The sequence below is a fragment of the Acinetobacter sp. ANC 4648 genome (assembly GCF_002135345.1).
Taxonomy (GTDB): Bacteria; Pseudomonadota; Gammaproteobacteria; order Pseudomonadales; family Moraxellaceae; genus Acinetobacter.
On the sequence record NZ_NEGI01000001.1, the window covers coordinates 291843 to 311579 of the forward strand.

General features: G+C 39.3%; 12 protein-coding genes. 9 read left to right on the forward strand and 3 right to left on the reverse strand.

Features of this window, described 5'->3' with window-relative positions; genetic code table 11:
* Positions 1-2 precede the first annotated feature (2 nt).
* Positions 3-3722 carry an exodeoxyribonuclease V subunit gamma gene (locus B9T27_RS01415; RefSeq protein WP_086205078.1) on the reverse strand — a complete coding sequence of 1240 codons (3720 nt, stop codon included), beginning with the start codon at positions 3720-3722 and terminating at the stop codon, positions 3-5.
* A gap of 187 nt (positions 3723-3909) precedes the next feature.
* On the opposite strand from B9T27_RS01415, the gene B9T27_RS01420 reads away from it, so the two are divergent.
* Positions 3910-4422 (forward strand): hypothetical protein, encoded by a 513-nt coding sequence (locus B9T27_RS01420; protein ID WP_086205079.1) that lies wholly within the window; start codon positions 3910-3912, stop codon positions 4420-4422.
* A gap of 65 nt (positions 4423-4487) precedes the next feature.
* On the opposite strand, the gene B9T27_RS01425 is transcribed toward B9T27_RS01420, so the two are convergent.
* The gene (locus B9T27_RS01425) at positions 4488-5906 is read right to left on the reverse strand and encodes a phosphate--AMP phosphotransferase (RefSeq protein WP_086205080.1); all 1419 of its coding nucleotides are present in this window, start codon (positions 5904-5906) and stop codon (positions 4488-4490) included.
* Positions 5907-6101: 195 nt separating this feature from the next.
* Between B9T27_RS01425 and B9T27_RS01430 the strand changes: the two genes are divergently transcribed.
* From B9T27_RS01430 to hisIE, 5 genes are all read left to right on the forward strand, one after another.
* A complete protein-coding gene (locus B9T27_RS01430) occupies positions 6102-6809 on the forward strand; it encodes an FFLEELY motif protein (RefSeq protein WP_086205081.1) in 708 nt (235 codons plus the stop codon).
* Between the two features lie 153 nt (positions 6810-6962).
* On the forward strand, positions 6963-7907 hold the full coding sequence (gene ubiE / locus B9T27_RS01435; RefSeq protein ID WP_086205082.1) for a bifunctional demethylmenaquinone methyltransferase/2-methoxy-6-polyprenyl-1,4-benzoquinol methylase UbiE: 945 nt from the start codon (positions 6963-6965) through the stop codon (positions 7905-7907).
* A gap of 24 nt (positions 7908-7931) precedes the next feature.
* Positions 7932-8594 (forward strand): ubiquinone biosynthesis accessory factor UbiJ, encoded by a 663-nt coding sequence (locus B9T27_RS01440; protein WP_086205083.1) that lies wholly within the window; start codon positions 7932-7934, stop codon positions 8592-8594.
* Positions 8595-8605: 11 nt separating this feature from the next.
* Positions 8606-10225 carry an ABC1 kinase family protein gene (locus B9T27_RS01445; RefSeq protein ID WP_086205084.1) on the forward strand — a complete coding sequence of 540 codons (1620 nt, stop codon included), beginning with the start codon at positions 8606-8608 and terminating at the stop codon, positions 10223-10225.
* A gap of 166 nt (positions 10226-10391) precedes the next feature.
* Positions 10392-11174, forward strand: a complete 783-nt coding sequence (gene hisIE, locus B9T27_RS01450; RefSeq protein WP_086205085.1) for a bifunctional phosphoribosyl-AMP cyclohydrolase/phosphoribosyl-ATP diphosphatase HisIE — start codon at positions 10392-10394, stop codon at positions 11172-11174.
* Between the two features lie 63 nt (positions 11175-11237).
* Here the strand turns inward: hisIE and B9T27_RS01455 are convergent, their stop codons facing one another.
* Positions 11238-13232, reverse strand: a complete 1995-nt coding sequence (locus B9T27_RS01455; RefSeq protein ID WP_086205086.1) for a PhoX family protein — start codon at positions 13230-13232, stop codon at positions 11238-11240.
* A 265-nt stretch (positions 13233-13497) separates the two neighbouring features.
* Between B9T27_RS01455 and B9T27_RS01460 the strand changes: the two genes are divergently transcribed.
* From B9T27_RS01460 to B9T27_RS01470, 3 genes are all read left to right on the forward strand, one after another.
* Positions 13498-14991, forward strand: a complete 1494-nt coding sequence (locus B9T27_RS01460; RefSeq protein WP_086205087.1) for a UvrD-helicase domain-containing protein — start codon at positions 13498-13500, stop codon at positions 14989-14991.
* A gap of 28 nt (positions 14992-15019) precedes the next feature.
* On the forward strand, positions 15020-16423 hold the full coding sequence (locus B9T27_RS01465) for an ATP-binding protein (protein ID WP_086205088.1): 1404 nt from the start codon (positions 15020-15022) through the stop codon (positions 16421-16423).
* Between the two features lie 476 nt (positions 16424-16899).
* On the forward strand, positions 16900-19737 hold the full coding sequence (locus tag B9T27_RS01470; RefSeq protein ID WP_086205089.1) for a monovalent cation/H+ antiporter subunit A: 2838 nt from the start codon (positions 16900-16902) through the stop codon (positions 19735-19737).

The window sequence follows — 19737 nt, forward strand, 5'->3', positions numbered from 1 at the left end:
CCTTACTCCTCAACTGCATATTGATGCTGATAAATCGGTTGATATAAGTCATAGGCAAAAGTATCACAGGCATGCTTTAACAAAGCAGTGGCATCCTGTTCTTGTAAAATGAATTGCCAATCCCGATGATATTTCGTTGCTTCATTATCTTCCACAGAAAAAGCAGTTAGGAATCGGGCTGAATCGGCATTCCATTCTTTCAAAATATCACTAAAATTATTCAATGTCGGTTGACCAAACTCATCTTCGTTCCAATCCAAGGCTTTGCTTTTTTCAGCCGGTTGTAATAGCAATGCCGATGGTAAAACTAAAGGTTGAGTTTGCGCATAATCATAGACCTTCAACCATGAAAGTAAGTAATCTTTAGCCTGTGTTACCGTCACACCCGTACTAATGAGGGTACGATCACTAAAAATTGCAATGCGTCTTAATTGAGCAGATTGCTCATCATTGAAATTACTAAAACTCAGCCACAATAAATACTCCAACCAGACTTTGGCACGACGTTTAGCTCTCGCACTAGAGGCATCTAAACTGACCCAATCACTCACAGTCTGTTTAGGCACGGTCAAATTCATGATTAAATCAGGCTGAATACGCCATTGCCGCTGTGTCGTCTGTGTCACTTCAGAGGCATAATGATGTAATCGCGTTTTTAAGTTTTCCTGCTCGGCCAGACTGATTTGCCATGCACTGTGCTGTACCTTACCCACTGGCAATTGATCTTGAAGCAATTCAGCATTCAACTGTTCAGAATCCAATACATTTTGAAGCTCTTGTTTTTGTAAAAAATCCCGAATCGCATAACGCGCTAAACCATCTAGCACTAAAGGTTCATCTTGTGCAGGAATATCTTCAGCTTTTAAATTTTCCACGCCTAAGGTTTTTAAATATAAACGGGCGGGAAAAGTTACATCTTGAATCCATTGTCCTGCATTCAAAACGACCATGGCATCCTGCTCTCGTTGATACTCCACATTAACCCAAGCTTCACGTTTAGATTGCTCATTTACCTGACGAATCTGCTGTGCGACTTGAAACCATTGGTCTTGATAACGAATGATTTTAGATTTTTCAAAACCGATGGGATCAAAGGGTTGTAATGAATGGACTTGATACAATTGCTGAATCTGTTCAGGAACCTCAACACCATCGAGTGAAATCAAAGTATCTACTTGGCTAAGTGAATCAGCTTTTAGATGTTGTGATGAGTCATTTTCTTGATCCGCTTGAGTAATAAAAGCCAGATGATTAATAAGTTCTTGCAATACACTTGAAGGTTCACGCACCTCACCATCACTGACATCAAAACCATTATAGAACAGCCATAAATTCTCTTGTGCTAGCAGTAAAGCATCCAAGAACGCACCTTGATCATCATCCAAACGAGATCGATCCCCCAAGTGCGGACGTAGCAATTGCATTAAATCAAATGGCAAGTGATTATTGCGCGTGGGAAATTTACCGCCATCTAAATTCAACATAATCATTAATTTATACGGTAAAGGACGAATCTGCCCCAGTTGGCTAAAGGTAATCTGTCCAGTGGGTACTGCCTGATCCAACTGACTCTCTAAAGTGTTTTGAATTTCATTGAGTAAATACGGTAACGGTAAATTGATATTCCGAAGAATCGAAGCATCCTGTTCATCGTAAAAACTCGCCAATGTCAGCATCCGTTCTTGTTTTTTGACAATATCACGAACTTTTTTTAATGACTCAACCCCAGCTTGCTCAAACTCTCCAATATCCTGCATCAGTAATTTTAACCAAGCTTCAACATTTAAACTTAACCCTGTGTTTGCATTCAGCTCATGTGCAATCATCCAGTTACGGCGCTGTGCAAAATCCTGATAAATGTGAATCAGCGTACTGATCAACTCAAAATCACTCGGTAAAACTTGTGCATAACTTAAAGTGTCTGCAAAAACAGTATGCTCTGGAATCGCAATACCTAAAGCCAGCCGATCTAAAGCAAATTTTAAACTAAAGCGATAATCATCATCACCCAGACTTAAGCTGCGTTGTAAATGCTCAGCATCTAAACCACGCTTAAAACCAGCATGCACCAATAACTCAATCATACGTTCGGTATTATTGATGTCCAATGTATACCGTAATTGGGTAGCATTTAAACTGAGCCAATCTGAAAAATCTTCAACTGTAAACCGCCCTTGTACCAATTCAATCCGCCCCAATACCGCACGCCATGCATTATTGGCATCTAACGGTGTTACCCCTGCAATTTTAATGGGTAAAAACACACCTTCATGATTGGGTGCTGGCGGAAATACGCTGCGAATTAAAGGTTCAATTTGTTTTAAGTCAGGCACCAACACTAAAATATCATGTGGACGACGTGGATGTTCAGGCGTGCTTTGTGCCAACCAATAAATGAGTTGATCTTTCAACACTTCCAATTGTCGTAAACCAGAATGACAGACATGAATTTGAATTGAAGTATCCTGTGGATCAAGCACATAAGCACGCTGTTCAGGTTCGACCAAATGCAAAATATCTGATTGTAATTTACCTAATAAATGTTGCGGAAACTGATCTACAAAGGCATCAACCCATTGCCCTTCTTCCCCCGAAGATAGATTCGACAGGATCGAAAAGTGATCACGCGCCTGTTTACCAAAACGCGTCAATAAAGGATGACGGGACTCACGAACCTCTGCATTAAAATTTAAAGTAAATTCCTGAAAAAACTTCTCAATATCTTGATCGGTTGCTTTAGGGTTTTTGGCAATAAAACGTTCTTTAACCCTTAAATCATATTGTTTTTTCCAGTTCGGATCGACACTATCTGCCCAATATTCTTGTGATGGATTGTAATGTAAAATCAATACATCTAAATACTGTCCTAAGCGACGTAAAAACAACAATTGGCTGGGTGGTAAATCTAAAAGTGTAAAGACAATGAGTTGTGATGGTAGTTTTTTTAAAGCATCCTGACGTTTTTCAGCATCATCCATAATCTGCCAAAAATCTGCATCAATACTTTGCATTTCAACATAATCATCATGGAAGGTGTGTTGCCATAACCAGCGTTGCCAACTTTCTAATTCCTGCGCCTGATTTAAATTAAATGCAGAAACTTCAGCATTGGTTTTAAAGAACTGTTGTTCGACATTAAGCTCTTGATTTCGGCCCCAAATTTGTAACCAGTTTGTTGGACAAGTACAACTTTCACCACACCCCTGAATACAATAACCCCGATAGAGCATGTAGTTACTAAACAACTTGGAAACTTGCTCAGACACCCAATACAACATACTTTGTTTTTTAAGTTTTTTTTCCAAACCAGCTTCAAGCTGCGAAGCACTGTCATAGATCCGTTGAATAATTGAATGTAATGGATGCTGCGTATTTAAAGCTATTTCGTCAGTTTGGATAAAACTTTTTAAGGCTTGATAAATCCGCCACTTCATAATTAAACGAGGAATATTGGCTTTACGTACTTTATCTTTATCTTCTAATACCTGTTGATACGCAAACCACTGAAAACCACGAATCCGCTGATGAAATTGACTATTGGCACTAATCCCCTGCTGTTCGGCAATTTTCTGGGTCAGCCACTCTTCAATCGCAGGCGTCGGGACGATAAAATGCTGTGTTTTCAACACAGAAAATGGATGCTGAGTAGGCTTGGCGATCGTTTGTAATACCCCCTGAACCAACACCTCAATACGTTGGCTTTGAATCACATGAATCGCCATATTCCCTCAACTTTTTTAACAACTTATGCTTTGTGATAATGCACAAAACTTCAACATTCGCTACTATACATCTTAATCTGACTGTGTCATTTTTACAGTACTGTTTCGCTAAAAACTTTTGAAAAATCCAAGCTTAAAAATGCTTCTCTAGAAATATTATAATCAGCTTGTAGATAGGTAATCCTTTATGAAAATAGATAAAATCCCAGACTCGATTGATCCCAATTTAAGCTTAGAGCAAGTTCAAGCAGAATGTTTAGAGCTAGTTAAAAAACGGGCTTATGTCTCTGCGGGTGCTGCGGTGGTTCCTGTACCTTTTTTTGATGTCGTGATTGATGTTGGCATGTTATCGTGTTTGATTCCTGAAATTAATGCACGTTTTGGCTTAGCACCTGATCAGATCAGCGTTTATGATCCAGAAACAAAAAAAATTCATTGGAATGAATTACGTAAGCGTGGTTTTGAATTTTCAGGTTTAGTCCTTGCTCGAACTGCGGTTAAATCCTCGTTAAATAATATCGCCACAAAAGTAATTACCAAGCAAGTTGTTAAATTTATTCCTCTTGGGGGTTCGATCATTGCAGCCAGTTTAGGCTATATTGTGATGAAAAAAGTCGCTGAAGCCCATGTAGAAGAATGCTACAAACTGGCGAAAAACATTCAACAGAAGCAAAAGAATCAAACGATCAACTATTCCTAAGAAATAAAAAGCGGATTTAAAATCCGCTTTTTATTTAAAAGTTACTTCAGCCCATCTAAAAATAATCAATCAACTTTTAATTGTTTTAAAATTGATTGTAATACTTGAATCCGTGCTGAATATTTATCATTGCTTGCAATCACATACCACGGTGCATATTCAGTATTAGTACGTACCAACATATCCGCAGCCGCATTTAAATAATCATCCCAACGCTCACGATTACGCCAATCATCAGCAGTAATCTTAAATCGTTTATGCGGTACTGCTTCACGTGCCTTAAAACGAATCTCCTGTTCATCTTTAGAGATCGCAAGCCAGAACTTAATTAAAACAGTCTGATTATCGGTTAAATCTTTTTCAAAACGATTTATTTCCTCATAAGCACGTTGCCACTCTACCTGTTTGGCAAAACCTTCTACGCGCTCTACCAAAACGCGTCCATACCATGTCCGATCAAAGATCGTAATTTCATGTGTCTCAGTTAATTTGGTCCAAAAACGCCACATATAAGGCCGTCGTAATTCAAATTTTTCAGGTGCGGCAATGGTATGAATTTCATATTCCCGTGGATCAAGTTTTTTCACAATTCGTTTAATTGCTCCTCCTTTACCCGCGGCATCCATTCCTTCAAAAGTAATAATTACATTACGGCTATCGGTTCTCAAAGCATCGGAAACTTTTTGGGTCAGCTTTTTCAATTCAGCTTTGTATGCTATTGCATCCATTATATCTGTGGATGGATTTAGTAAGCTTTCAGGTACAACTGCTTGCTTCCATTTAGTACGCACGGTGGTTTTATGTTTGGGTAAATTTTTTAAGGCATGCAGAATATATTGGGCAAATTGTTGATCTCGCAAAACCTCATTTTCACCCTCGATCACTAACCAATCATCGGTAAATTTTTGACGCAATTTTTGCACAGTATCGTATTGTTTTTTATTTCGCCAATCTAAACCATGTAATTTATGCCATCTTTGTTCAGAAACATCCATATTATCCAAACGTTTTTGCAAAGCTTTCCACGGCAAGTCAAACCATACTTTAATGACATCAACATGGTTATTTTTTAAATCCTGCTCAAAAGCACGCATGCTTTCAATATAACTTTCAAACATAGTTTCATCTAAGGGTTTAGAAACATGCATTGCTGTGGTTAATAAATCACTATACCAGTTGCCAAACATCACCTGTATTTGGCCTTCAGCAGGAATAAATCGAGTATATGGCTGCCAAAAAGTCTGCTTTTCGGTGAATAATCGTGGGGTATCGGCTTTAACGCGCAAATACCGTGGATCTACCCATTCACGGAGTTGCTTTACGGCTTCACCTTTACCCGCCAGCTCAATCCCACTGACCAAAATAACCAAACTTTTCGCATTATTTCGGTCACGAGTATTTTTTAACGTGTATTGCGCTTCAATTAAATCAAGCGAAAGTTGATCTTCATCTTGTACAGAAAGTTGTAATTGTTGTTCAAGCATAGCATGCGCACTTCTTATCTATTTTAATTTCAGTATAGCGATTCCATTTGTTTCATCTATAACTTTTCTGTTATAGATGAAGGTCATAAAAGAGTAAAAACTGACCTCAATGGATGATTCTTTTTATTCTATTGTCATAGAGATCCACGTAAACTCCCCGTATGCTTTTTTAAAATTTAAAATTAGAGTTTTTATATGTCTAAGCTGGCTGCACTAGATCAACTTTTAGAACAATACAATGCATTGAGTTACCATCAAGATCCTATTCTAAAAAAACGGCTGCATGATGCTCAAGCTTGGTTAAAAGAGCGCATCCAAGAAACACACCAAGAACTCTTTCAAACACCTGAAAATCAATTGATGGCAAAATACTTTATTAACCGTTTATACGGTGGCCCTGAATTTGATGATCTTGCACAACAAATTGAACGCTTACTCAAATATGCGCATAAAGCAGAAAAAATACTGCCTGAAAATGCGATTAAAACGGGCATGAAATCGGTTGGATTAGCAGTATTGGCCATGCAGTTAGATGAACAAGTTGCGGCACAGCTATTACAAGATTATCCCGCAGAGCAAACCATTAATGATGAAATGATGCGCTTAACCTTGATTAAACTCAATCAGGAACACGCACGTTATCAACAGTTGGATATGTTAGATGAACTGGGTGCTGCACTAGATAAATATATGCGTTCATTTATTATGCATACTGCTTTTAAAATGTGTAAGGGAACTGCGAATAAATATCACTTTGAATTAATGTATGACTTTATTGGTGAAGGTTTTATTGCAATGAAACCGATGAAATCTGCCACTGCATTTATTCACAGTTTTACGACATGTGAACGCCAAATTATTGAAAATGTACATGCAGGTAAACCCAATCCTTTTAGAATATGATAAGGTTTAGGCCAACGATATGCTGAATTAATCAAAATATTTTCTGTATATTATTCATAACAATTGCATGATCAACGCTGTAAAAAGCGTAAGAATCTGTCATCATGCGATCCACTACAAGATTTCTTATTTTTGTGTTCAGGAGTGACTCGAATGTCTAACGAAAATCAAAAGCCTAACGCTCAAACTGAGTCGGCACAAAACACAGACAACGTGAGTCCATTTTTAACTGAGCCATTACCGCAAGGTACGCCGCAAGGTCAGCAACAATCTTTACAACAACAATTAACCGATACCCCTGTGTCTGGAACAGTACCCAAATATAACCTACCCCGCGGTGCCAACACGGGTAATGTCGGTGCAACCACACACTTTGGTTACCAAACTGTCAGCAGCGAAGATAAAGCTCAAAAAGTCGCTGAAGTCTTTCATTCTGTTGCAAGTAAATATGACATTATGAATGACCTCATGTCCTTCGGTATTCATCGCATTTGGAAACGTTTTGCAATTAATATGTCAGGTGTCCGTCGTGGTCAACACGTGCTTGATATTGCTGGCGGTACAGGTGACTTAGCTAAAGTCTTTAGCCGTGAAGTCGGCCCAACAGGACATGTAGTTTTATCTGATATTAACGAATCGATGCTCAATGTCGGACGTGACCGTTTAATTGATGCAGGTTGTACCAATGTTGATTTTGTCCTTGCCAATGCTGAAACTTTAGAACCCTTTGCAGACAATAGCTTTGATCTTTTGACCATTAGTTTTGGCCTACGAAATGTCACCGATAAAGATGCAGCACTGGCTGCAATGTACCGCGTGCTTAAGCCAGGGGGTCGTTTACTCATTTTAGAATTCTCTAAACCTGTATTTGAACCATTCTCTAAACTTTATGATCTTTATTCTTTTACCGCTTTACCAATTATGGGTAAATTGATTGCGAATGATGCTGAAAGTTATAAATATTTAGCTGAATCAATTCGTATGCACCCAGACCAACGTACCCTAAAAGGGATGATGGAAAATGCGGGCTTCCAAAACTGTGACTATCATAATTTAACGGGTGGTATTGTTGCAGTACATCGTGGTTTTAAACTCTAAGATTTCAGGCAAAAGGGTTTAGCTATGTGGTCGATTCTGGCACTTGGTGCGATTGAACGATTAATTAACCAAGGTATCAACTTGGATGCGATTACCCGCATCCAACTGAATAATCTACAAGGCAAAATGTTGCGGGTAGTGATCGACTCACCGCAGCTCTCTGTCGATGTTTTTTTTGATCATAATAAAGTGCGCTTAGAACCGACGGTCACAGGTCACAGTGATGTTTCTTCTGTTTTCGAACAACGCCCTTTCGATCAACAGCATACGTTTACAGCTGCGACGGCAACATTGCACGTAGAAACACTGGTTGCATTAATTAAACTTTTTCTAGCAAATGAGATTGGCAATATTCCACTGCAAGGTGACTATCACCTATTGCAAGATATTCAACGGATTATCCAACAAACTGAACCTGATTTAGCCTCTAAGCTAAGCCCTTGGATCAGTCCTGCGTTAGCGCATGAAATTGCGAAGATTCAACTCGCACCGAAATACATCAGCCGTTCATTACAAAGTCATTGGTTTTTCGCAGAAGATTTTCTAAAAGAAGACAGTGGCCTATTTGCCCCACGTTGGCAAATGGATGATTTAAGTCAGGCGACCAGACAACTCAATCAAAATTTAGATCGTCTTGAAGCTAAAATCCAACAACTTCAAACTCAAATTCACTCGACCCCAGACTAGGTATTTGCAATATGATTCCGCACATTAACCGTTTACTCGAACTTTGGCGCATTGCCGCGCACTATAGACTCGACACACTGGTTCCTGCGGAAGAATTACCAGAAAAGGCACGGCATACTCTAGCCTTAATCAGACTTCACCCTGCTGCATGGTCAAGTAAAGAGCGTAAAAATCCTTTAAAGCTAAAACAAGCTTTGGAAGATATGGGGCCGCTTGCGATTAAACTCGGGCAATTATTGTCTACGCGTCGCGATTTAATGCCACCTGAACTTTTACAACAACTGGTGTTATTACAAGACAAGGTCAAACCATTTGATTCTAATGTTGCTAAAGTTCGTATTCAGCAAGCTTTAAAAGCAGATGTATCGACCTTATTTTCTCGTTTTGATGAACAACCACTGGCTGCAGCATCCATTGCACAAGTACATACTGCTGCCTTACATGATGGCCGTGAAGTCGTGGTTAAAGTTACTCGCCCAGATATTCGCAAACAAATTTTACAAGATTTTGAAATTTTAACTTGGCTCGGTACTAATCTTGAAAAACGCTTAGAAGCAGCACGTGCCTTTCATCTTTCTGAAATTATTCAAGACTACCGTCAAGTTATTTTAAATGAATTAGATTTAAGCTTAGAAGCGGATAATACCCGCCGTATGCGCCATTATTTTACTGGCTCAAGCATGATGTATGTGCCTGATGTCTATATGGACAGTACTGATGTCATGGTCGCTGAGCGTATTACTGGCGTGCCTATTTCAGATATTGCGACTTTTGACAAACTCGGTATGGATCGTGCACAACTTGCAGAAAGAGGATTAACCATCTTCTTTACTCAAGTATTTCGTGACAATTTTTTCCATGCCGATATGCATCCAGGTAATGTTTTTGTTGAAACCATTAATCCAAGTAACCCTCGTTTTATCGCACTTGATTGTGCCATCATGGGTGAATTGTCTAAACATGACCAAATGACTGTTGCCCGCATGCTCCTTGCGGTCATGAACAGCGACTTCATGCAATTAATTCTAGTTGTGCATCAAGCAGGATGGATTCCACCCGGAACAGATCAAGATGCTTTAGCTCGTGAGATGCGCCGTACAGTCGGGCCAATGGTTTCAAAACCGATGCATGAATTGGACTTCGCTGGTATTCTGCTTCAAGTAATGGATATTGCACGTCGGTTTCATTTAGAAATTCCGCCACAATTAATGTTACTGCTCAAAACGTTAGTCCATGTCGAAGGTTTAGGCACAGATCTTTATCCTGAGCTCGATATTTGGAAATTGGCAAAACCCATTCTGACTGAATGGATCAAAGCACAAATGAATCCGCAAAAGAATTTAAAAGAATTGGGACAAAAAATTCCTGATTTACTTTTAGGTGCTCAGGATTTTCCAACCTTAATCATCGACAGTTTAAATGGTTTAAAAAATCAATCTGCTTGGCATGCAAAGCAACTACATGAACTGCAAATGATGCGTTTAGAGGTTGAGCAGCAACAAAAACGTAGTTGGCTTTTCGGCAGTAGCATGGCCATCTTCTTATCCATTGCGATTATTGCACCGTGGTATATTTCTATTATTCTGATGATATTGGTGAGTTTTTTAGCAGTCTGGCGCATCGCCAAATAATTTTATTGTCTAATTAAAAAAGCCAATTGAGAAATAATTGGCTTTTTTAATGTTGGAATCAACGAAAGATTATTCACACAAAAAGCCATCGATCGCCTAAACTATAATCTTACGGTGTTATCCGTTTAAACAACAATTTTGATCAACAATTTTTGGTGAAATCCTCATGAACAATGCGCAATGGCTCGATGAAGTAAAATTTAACGAACAAGGACTTATTCCTGCTATTGCACAACATCATCAAACTGGACGTGTGTTGATGGTGGCATGGATGAACCGTGAAGCTTTAGCTTTAACTGCCGAAAAAAATCAAGCCGTGTATTTTTCACGTTCACGTCAAAAACTGTGGCACAAAGGCGAAGAATCTGGGCATTTTCAAACCGTACATGAAATCCGTTTAGATTGTGATGCGGATGTGATTGTATTACAAATTGAACAACACGGCGGTATTGCTTGCCACACTGGTCGTGAATCTTGTTTCTATCGCAAACTCACGCCAAATGGTTGGGAAATCGTCGACACACAACTCAAAGACCCAAACCTAATCTATGGCGAAAAATCTGTAAATCCACATACCCTTGCGATGAATGCTTCCAATGTACAATCAGAACAAGTTGAAGTTCTGAGCTACTTAGGGCAAATGATGGCAGAGCGTAAAGCTGCCGATCCAGATTCTTCTTATGTGGCAAAGCTTTACCATAAAGGGCTTAATAAAATTTTAGAAAAAATTGGTGAAGAAAGTTTTGAAATGGTGATTGCGGCAAAAGATTTTAAAGTGACTGGCTATGAAGATCATAAAAATGATTTGATCTATGAGGTCGCTGACCTGTGGTTCCATACCATTGTAATGTTGGGTTATTTTGATCTCGATATTCAACTGGTTTTAAATGAACTCGCACGTCGCCAAGGGTTATCCGGTTTAGTTGAAAAAGCCCAGCGTAGTCATTAAGCTTTAGCTTCCAAATAAAAAAGCCTCTAATCGATTAGAGGCTTTTTTATTTGCATCATGTCGTTAAGATGCTTTTTTCTCAACCGATGGTGCTATTGGATCAGCAGTCAAATAACCAACTGCAGCGGCAAAACGATCATTATAATTGGCACGAATTAAAGGATCTAAAGTCGCTTCCACTTGCTTATGCAATGAACTCCAATCACCCGGATGCTGGAAGTTACTCATAATATAAGTCCAACCATTGATTGAATCGACCGCATGTAAACCCGTAGATTCCGCACCTGCAGGGCAAGATAAAATTCGATCCAAGCTTTTACTATCGACATTATAAGCCCATAAATAATTATTGACGTGGTTACCACTATCTTCACCAATAAATAAGGTACGGAACGTTTCAGAAAATTTCAAGTTATCAGCACTGGCGATTGTTCTTGGATCACAAGTATTACCAATTGCGAGTGGATCAGATGCTGCATCAATATCTTTACCAATTAGTAGCATATGACTTTGATAAGGTGCCCAATCACTCTTGATCGCAGCGCCCAATGTATCACTCATGGCCGCTTTCATATCATGCGCCATAATCCCACCCGCCGAAATTTTCTTGGCAAAAGAAACATTATGGGCAGGTAACCATGCTGCATTGCCCTTAATCATTGAGTCTTGAATATTCGCCAATGCTGAATATGCAACTTTATCTTTCGCATTTACGGTCGTCCCTTCCATCTTAGTGAAAGCCATACTTCCGCCTTTGAGCGCTGCATAGCGATGCGTTTCAAGGAAAGCCGCTGCTTTCTCCATACCCGGTTTCACTTTGACCCAAATGGTTTTTTTAGCAAGAATAACCTTGGTATAACTGGCATCTTGCGGATCTTTATCTAAACTTTCCATGATATCGGTCGGTTGAATATTTTTCACATTCACCAAATCATCAATTTCTTGGCTCGTTGCATGCCCTAAATTAATCCATTGAATTTGAGCAATTGATGTTTCATTCAGTTCATTTAGATATTTAGCAACATAAAGTGTTCCAGCAGATAAGTCTTTTTCCTTATCGGCAACAAACATAAATAAACCACCATTGGTATAATCATCTCCCATCAAAGCTGTTCGATTATCAGGCATCATCTGAATCAGCTCATGTGAAATACGACCTAAACAATAATGCTTTTTCGCAGTTCCAGTTCCGTCTTTATTCACGGTAATTTCAGGTAAGTGCCCATAGTTATAAGGTTTTGCAGAGGTCTCATCACCATAAACATTTTTACTATAAGCCTTCATTGTGGTCATATCGGTCCCTAGACCTTGACCAAAGGCATCTGGCTCATATTCTTCACTTGAAAGATGCGTCCCCCAAGGAGATAAACTTGCACCACAAGTGATCCATAAACCATGGGCTTTAGACATATCAACATTATGATATTTAACTAAAGATAAATGCCCTGTTTTTTGATCTTGGTCCAGTGTTAATACTGCAATTGGAGAAGGTAGTTTTCCATACATATCGTTTCCAGCTTGGTCACGAGTGGTATATTCAAATTGCACAACTGCAAACACAGGTTTACCTTTGACACCATCTACTTTGGCATCAACAACTGTTAATAAGGATGTACCATCTGGGCAATCTGAGAAAAACTGACGTGCTTTTGCGGTAACAGAGTTATCCATAATTGGTTTGTTATTAATATCATAGTAACCGCCAGCTAAAACTTTGCCCCCCTTACCATCGCTGACCATGTCACCAGTTTGGAAGAATGTCTTATATGCCAACTTATAATTGGTCTTCGTATTATCATCCCAAGTTACTGCTAAACCTGAAGCCACCGTAGTCGTCGCCATTGCCGCTGCATTGGCTAAAGTTGGTGCATCCATTGGTGTAAAGGTTGCTGTTTTTAATTTTGCTGCTTTGACTGGTGGTGCGACGACGACATCTTTATCATCATTACAACCGACCAGTGCCGCAGAAGTTGCCATTGCCCCAAGTGGTAAAAAAGGAATGCTGGCTAACCATTTTAGGACTTCACGACGCGTGGGTTGGTTGGCTGAATTTGTCATAGTTTTATCCAAGAATGAATTTAGAATTTTTCCCTAAATCATTGTAAAAAATGGATATGACAGCTCAGTTGCAGTTTTAAGTCAGTTTTAAGACAAAAATTTCTTATGAACTCAAAACCTCTATTTATAGGGTCTAAGCCAGAACCCTCTTTCTCTTTTCAGATGAACACGGCTTCTCAATAGAATTAAGCCACATGCCACTGGCTATTTTTTGCTATACTTACCAACCAAAATATAGATTTTAATTGAAAGATTATTGAGCACTGTGCCTTATTCCTTTACCCCGACACCAGAACAAAATTTTGCCATTGCAGAAGCACAAAAGGGCCAATCCTTTAAAGTGATTGCCTATGCTGGCACAGGTAAAACCACCACATTGCAATTGATTAGTGATGCAATGTCACATCGTCGTGGAATGTATTTGGCGTTTAATAAGGCTATTGCAACCGAGGCTCAAAATAAATTTCATCAAAATGTAGATTGTCGTACTTTTCACTCACTTGCCTTTCGTAGCGTTCCACGTGGAGTCACTGATAAACTACGTTTACCCCGATTAAGTCCAAGTTTCATTGCGAAGGAATATCGCTTAGAACCGATTACCCTCAGACGGTTAATGGGTGGTCGTTATGAAAAATATGTGATGATGCCTAGTCGGTTGGCCAGTTTGGTTGCCAATGCGGTAAGTTATTTCTGTTCTACCAGTTCACAATACCCTGCGCCGCGCCATATTCAAGCACCAAGTTGGTTGCATACAGATGATATTGAATCATTACAAAAACATCTCTACCCTGCCGTCGAAAGACGTTGGTTAGAATCAATTGATCAAAATCATCAAGCTGGGATTGGGCATGATATTTATCTAAAACTTTGGGCTCTATCTGACCCCTTTATTCCAGCAGATTACGTACTGTTTGATGAAGCACAAGATGCCGACCCACTGATGTTGGGTATCTTATTAAAACAACGACATACCCAAGTCATTTATGTCGGCGATGCACATCAACAGATCTATGCATGGCGTGGTGCAGTCAATGCCATGCAGCAAATGCCACTGCCTGAATCTCGCTTAACCACATCTTTTCGTTTTGGTCATGAAATTGCCGATGTCGCCAATCATTTGCTGGGTGCATTAAAGGAAACTGTCCCGTTACTGGGTAATCCTGATCAAAAATCGAGTGTCGTGAATAAACCGCATACCAAAATGCGTGATGCTATTTTATGTCGTACCAATGCACGTGCTATGGAGTTGTTACTTTCTGGATTAGTGCAAGGTGATAAAGTCGGGCTACAGGCTGATCATGCTAAATTAAATCGTTTTGTCGATGCCGCCAGTCTACTTAAACAAGGTAAGCGCGTCGTAGATGTGCCTGAACTGGCATGGTTTAACTCATGGCATGATGTACACGAATATTGTGAAACCAATGATGGTAGTGATATCAAACCCTTAGTAAAATTGGTGGATGATCATGGTACCGATCCACTGAAGAAAGCACTCGCTAAAATCACACCCATTGAGCAAGCAGATTACGTCATTTCTACGGCACACAAGGCCAAAGGCTTAGAATGGAATCGTGTACATATTGAAGATGACTATCAATTTAAAATTAATGGTCTAGAACATAAAATTAGTGATGAAGAATTACGATTATTATACGTTGCTTGTACCCGTGCTAAAGTAAGCTTAAATATTCATCATATTTATGATTTAGTTCAACAACTCAAACTAAAAACACCATTCAAAAATAAAATGACCGCATAAATCTATAATTTTCAGGTGCAGGTGAACGATGAAACTTCAATTTATCCATTTGAAACACACCTATCATTTCTCAGACTTAAAAATTCAATTTGATTATTCGAACAAACCCATCAGCCTTATATTAGGTGATCAAGCTTCGGGTAAAACAGCAATTATTAAAAATATTTATCAAGCCCTGACTTGGCTTCCCGCTCGCTTTAAAGATATCCGAACAGCTGGTGTGATCATGCTTGATCAAGACATTATGCTGAATCGATTACAATCTAAAATTGATGTGAAAATTAATTTTTCACGTGAAATTGGCCTATTCGCTGAAAATCAGGATAGTCAAGAATTTGATGCTTCAAGCTGCTCATGGCAATTGTATAAAACGCTCACTTCCAGTGGCGTCGGTTTAAGTAAAGTTGAACTGCAGCAATTAGAATCATTGGTTGAACTTTACACCCAAGCTAGCAAAAAAGACCCTTTACAAGGTTTTCCAATGTTAGCCTATTATCCTTCTGACCGTTTTATAAATGAAGTTAATTTACTTAGTAAAAATAACCCTGCTGTATTGCAAGCGCATGCAGCTTTTGAATTAAGCGCGATCACCTACACCACCTACGCACGTTTTTTTGAATGGTTTAGAGAAATTTGCGATATTGAAAATGCGCAAACAGCACAACTATTTCAAAAAATTATTCAAGAAAAATCGCCTGAGTTGTCAAACCCATCTCATGAAAATACTGCACAAATTTATCATGAACTCGATCTAAAAAAATCACTACTGCAAGCTACGACACAACCTCACAGCCCCTGCTTAAAGGCATTAAAAAATAGTCTACAGATTGTTATTCCAGAATTATCAGATCTATATTTAGCGTATACCCCGAAACTTCAACTCATGGTGTGTTATCACAATGAAACGATGCTCTATCAGCAACTCTCCAATACTCTAAAAAGCTGGATTGCCTTAGTTGGTGATATTGTCCGTCGTCTATGTTTATTAAATCCCAACACCCCATTTCCTTGTACGGAAGGTGAAGGTATTTTACTGATTGATAATATTGATGCACATTTAGATGCTGAACATACCGCACATATTTTAGAGCGCTTACATCAAGCATTTCCTAAAATACAAATTATTGCTTCTGGTACGCAAACTGAACTCCTTGAACATTCATTAGATTATCAATACTTTAAACTTGAGCATAAAACATTACTCGATGTCTCTGTTAATAATCAGCAAAACAACTTTGATTTAATTTATGAACAACTACAACACATCAATAAAGTTGTGACTTCAGAGCTATTGCCGATCACTGAGCCCAATGAATTAACTGCACAACAGATCTATCAACAGATTCAAAATCTGAGTTTAGACCAACAACAAGAACTGCAGCAGCTCATGATTCAAAGAGATAATGAATCCTCACATGAACCCCTTCTTTAATTCAAAATCAGCTCCATCATGTAAAAGACAGAGCACTCAGCTGAATTTCATTTGCATAAAAAGTTTAATGAAGCTATTTAAAAAAAAGATGGATATCATCTAAATATTAAAATCATTATTCAAAAGCAATAAAACGTTGCAACTACATCATTTTATGAGCTGATATACTTACATGGGCTGTATAAATATAAAACAATTCTATTGAATAATGAGGCGTATAATTAAAGTTGTTTGCGCAAAATTGACAAAATAAATTGATGTTAGCCGAGTCATGTAATAAGATAAAATCTCATTTAGATTTAAATTCTTAATCTAAATTTATTTTGCAATCGCTTTCTCAAGTTGCGCAACACAACTTGTTTTCTGATTTTTCAACTTAGTTTCGGCTTTCAAAATTTAAGCAGTTGGATAACTCTTTGCTATCCTCAAATATTTGAAAGATAAGATTCATCTTAGGTCTCGACCTATTCACGACAATGGATACGAGTGTGCTTCCGATTATTATATTGTTACCGTTAATACTTGGCACAACCCTTGTCTCATGGCTGAAAAAATTCTCTCGTGGGGTTACGGCTTTAGGGGCAATAGCAGTCAGTTTAACCAGCTTTATTTTACTACTGACTCAAGCAAAACCGGTATTTAATGGCTCAGCCGTAGTTCAAAGTTGGCAATGGCTTCCGCAAGTTGGTATAGATTTTAGCTTTCGCCTAGATGCCTTAGGCTTAATTTTTGCATTGCTGATCACCGGGATCGGCACACTCATTTATATCTACGCTTATTATTATCTCAATCCTAAAAACTCTTTAAGCAAACTGTATACTTTGCTGATGCTGTTTATGGCAGCAATGTTGGGGATATCACTCTCTAACAACCTAATGATTTTGTTGGTCTTTTGGGAACTCACCAGTATTTCCTCATTTTTATTGGTAGGATACTGGAGCAACTACGATGCAGCACAACGTGGCGCACGCATGGCACTCACCATTACGGGTATGGGGGGGCTGGCTATGCTGGGTGGATTTATCCTCATTGGACAAATCACAGGTACCTATCAAATTGACCAAATTTCAGGAATGGCGCAAACAATTCAAAGTAGCCCTTTATTTACCCCTGCACTATTACTTATTTTATTGGGTGCATTTACTAAAAGTGCGCAATTTCCGTTTCACTTTTGGTTACCCAATGCGATGGCCGCACCCACCCCAGTATCGGCTTACTTACATTCTGCAACTATGGTAAAAGCAGGGATTTTCCTGCTGGCACGATTACTGCCAATCTTTGTCGGTTCAGCGCTGTATCATAACTTGGTCACCACAATAGGCTTATTCACCTTATGCATGGCAGCATTTTTTGCCATCTTCAAAGAAGATTTAAAAGGTTTACTCGCCTATTCCACTATTAGCCATTTAGGTTTAATTGTTTGTCTATTGGGAATAGGCTCACCACTGGCTGTAGCTGCTGCAATTTTCCATATTATCAATCATGCCACCTTTAAAGCGGCATTATTCATGATTGCAGGGATTATTGACCATGAAACAGGGACCCGTGATTTAAGAAAACTTAGTGGTATATGGCAACTGCTTCCATTTACTGCAACACTAACCATGATTACTGCTGCTTCGATGGCGGGTGTACCACTCACCAACGGCTTCTTATCTAAAGAAATGTTCTTTACCGAATTACTGGCAAATTTATCTGGTGGATTCGTAATTCTTGCGGCGATCATTGCGACTTTAGCGGGACTTTTTGCAGTCGCCTATTCGACCCGTTTAGTACATGGGGTATTCTTCGATGGTGACTTAGGCAAAAATGTTCCCAACAAAAATGCGCATGAACCTGCTATTGGCATGCGTGCACCTGCAATTCTATTAGCTACACTCTGTATTTTAGTCGGACTTTTCCCTGCTTTACTGGTTGAAAATATCGTGAATGCAGGTACACGAGCAAGCACTCAATTACCACAATTTGAAGGGGTTCACTTAGCCATTTGGCATGGCTTTAATTTACCTTTATTGATGAGTGCGATTGCACTTGTCGGCGGTGTAATCTTCTACTTTGCACTTGCTAAAAATGACCGTATTCGTGAGATCGACCTTGATCCGATTTTAGGTCAGTTCCAAGGTAAATTACTTTTCGAACGTTTCCTCAAAAATCTATTAAAAATTTCTAGAAAAATTAAAGCTAAAACTGAAACTGGCTCTTTGCAAAACTATCTACTGATCATTGTTGTTTTCAGTATTGTGATGGTCAGCATACCGCTGTTTAATCAAGGATTAACCACAGGTACACGTGAACTGACCTATGCACCTTTGACGGCAATTGTATTATGGCTGCTTTTATTCTCCGCTTGTTGGATGATGTTATGGTTCCATCATGAGCGCATGAAAGCGGTACTCATTAGTGGTGCAATTGGACTTGTTGTCACGATGGTATTTGTGACCTTATCTGCCCCCGATTTAGCCCTCACGCAAATTACAGTAGATGTTGTCACCACTGTTTTATTACTCATGAGCTTATCTTTATTACCGCAACTGACTCCGTATGAATCAAGTCGTACACGACGTTGGCGCGATGCGGTAATTGCAATTACAGCTGGCTTAGGCATTGGCTGGATCGTGTGGTTGCTGCTTACTCGTGATCACAATTCAATTTCTTGGTTCTTCGTACAGCAGTCCCTCCCCCTCGGTGGCGGTTCAAATATCGTGAATGTGATTTTGGTTGATTTCCGTGGTTTCGATACTTTTGGAGAAATTACCGTTCTAGGCATTGCTGCGATTGGTGCTCTCTGTCTTATGGATGGGATGCGTATTCATGGTACCAGTATCACTCAGGGTTTAACTTATCGGTTTAACCCTTCTCCACTAATGTTCCGTATGACGGCATCATGGGTTCTACCAATTGCCTTGGTGGTGAGCCTATATATTTTCCTCCGTGGGCATAACTATCCAGGCGGTGGATTCATTGCTGGTCTAATTACGGCGATGGCATTAATTATTCAATATATGGCATTGGGACAAGATCAGGCTGAGCATATGCTTAAAGCCAAATCAGGACGTCTTTATGAAATATGGATTGGATTGGGTTTACTTATTGCTGGCATAACTGGGGTTGCTGCTTGGTTCTGGGGACGTCCCTTCCTGACCAGTGCTCATATTTATGTCGACACTGGTATTTTTGGGAAAATGCATTTAGCGTCTGCTGCGGCTTTTGACTTAGGTGTTTATGCAACCGTGGTTGGTGCAACCATGTTGCTCATTTCCGTACTTGGCGATTCTCGACATTCAAGCATGTCGGGTCCATTACCTAAGGAGTAA

What these genes read in the sequence shown, in the direction of transcription:
- B9T27_RS01465 (WP_086205088.1), top strand. Translation starts at nt 15,020, where the DNA reads ATGAAACTTCAATTTATCCATTTGAAACACACCTATCATTTCTCAGAC.
- B9T27_RS01415 (WP_086205078.1), bottom strand. Translation starts at nt 3,722, where the DNA reads ATGGCGATTCATGTGATTCAAAGCCAACGTATTGAGGTGTTGGTTCAG.
- B9T27_RS01425 (WP_086205080.1), bottom strand. Translation starts at nt 5,906, where the DNA reads ATGCTTGAACAACAATTACAACTTTCTGTACAAGATGAAGATCAACTT.
- B9T27_RS01430 (WP_086205081.1), top strand. Translation starts at nt 6,102, where the DNA reads ATGTCTAAGCTGGCTGCACTAGATCAACTTTTAGAACAATACAATGCA.
- hisIE (WP_086205085.1), top strand. Translation starts at nt 10,392, where the DNA reads ATGAACAATGCGCAATGGCTCGATGAAGTAAAATTTAACGAACAAGGA.
- B9T27_RS01440 (WP_086205083.1), top strand. Translation starts at nt 7,932, where the DNA reads ATGTGGTCGATTCTGGCACTTGGTGCGATTGAACGATTAATTAACCAA.
- B9T27_RS01470 (WP_086205089.1), top strand. Translation starts at nt 16,900, where the DNA reads ATGGATACGAGTGTGCTTCCGATTATTATATTGTTACCGTTAATACTT.
- B9T27_RS01445 (WP_086205084.1), top strand. Translation starts at nt 8,606, where the DNA reads ATGATTCCGCACATTAACCGTTTACTCGAACTTTGGCGCATTGCCGCG.
- ubiE (WP_086205082.1), top strand. Translation starts at nt 6,963, where the DNA reads ATGTCTAACGAAAATCAAAAGCCTAACGCTCAAACTGAGTCGGCACAA.
- B9T27_RS01455 (WP_086205086.1), bottom strand. Translation starts at nt 13,232, where the DNA reads ATGACAAATTCAGCCAACCAACCCACGCGTCGTGAAGTCCTAAAATGG.
- B9T27_RS01420 (WP_086205079.1), top strand. Translation starts at nt 3,910, where the DNA reads ATGAAAATAGATAAAATCCCAGACTCGATTGATCCCAATTTAAGCTTA.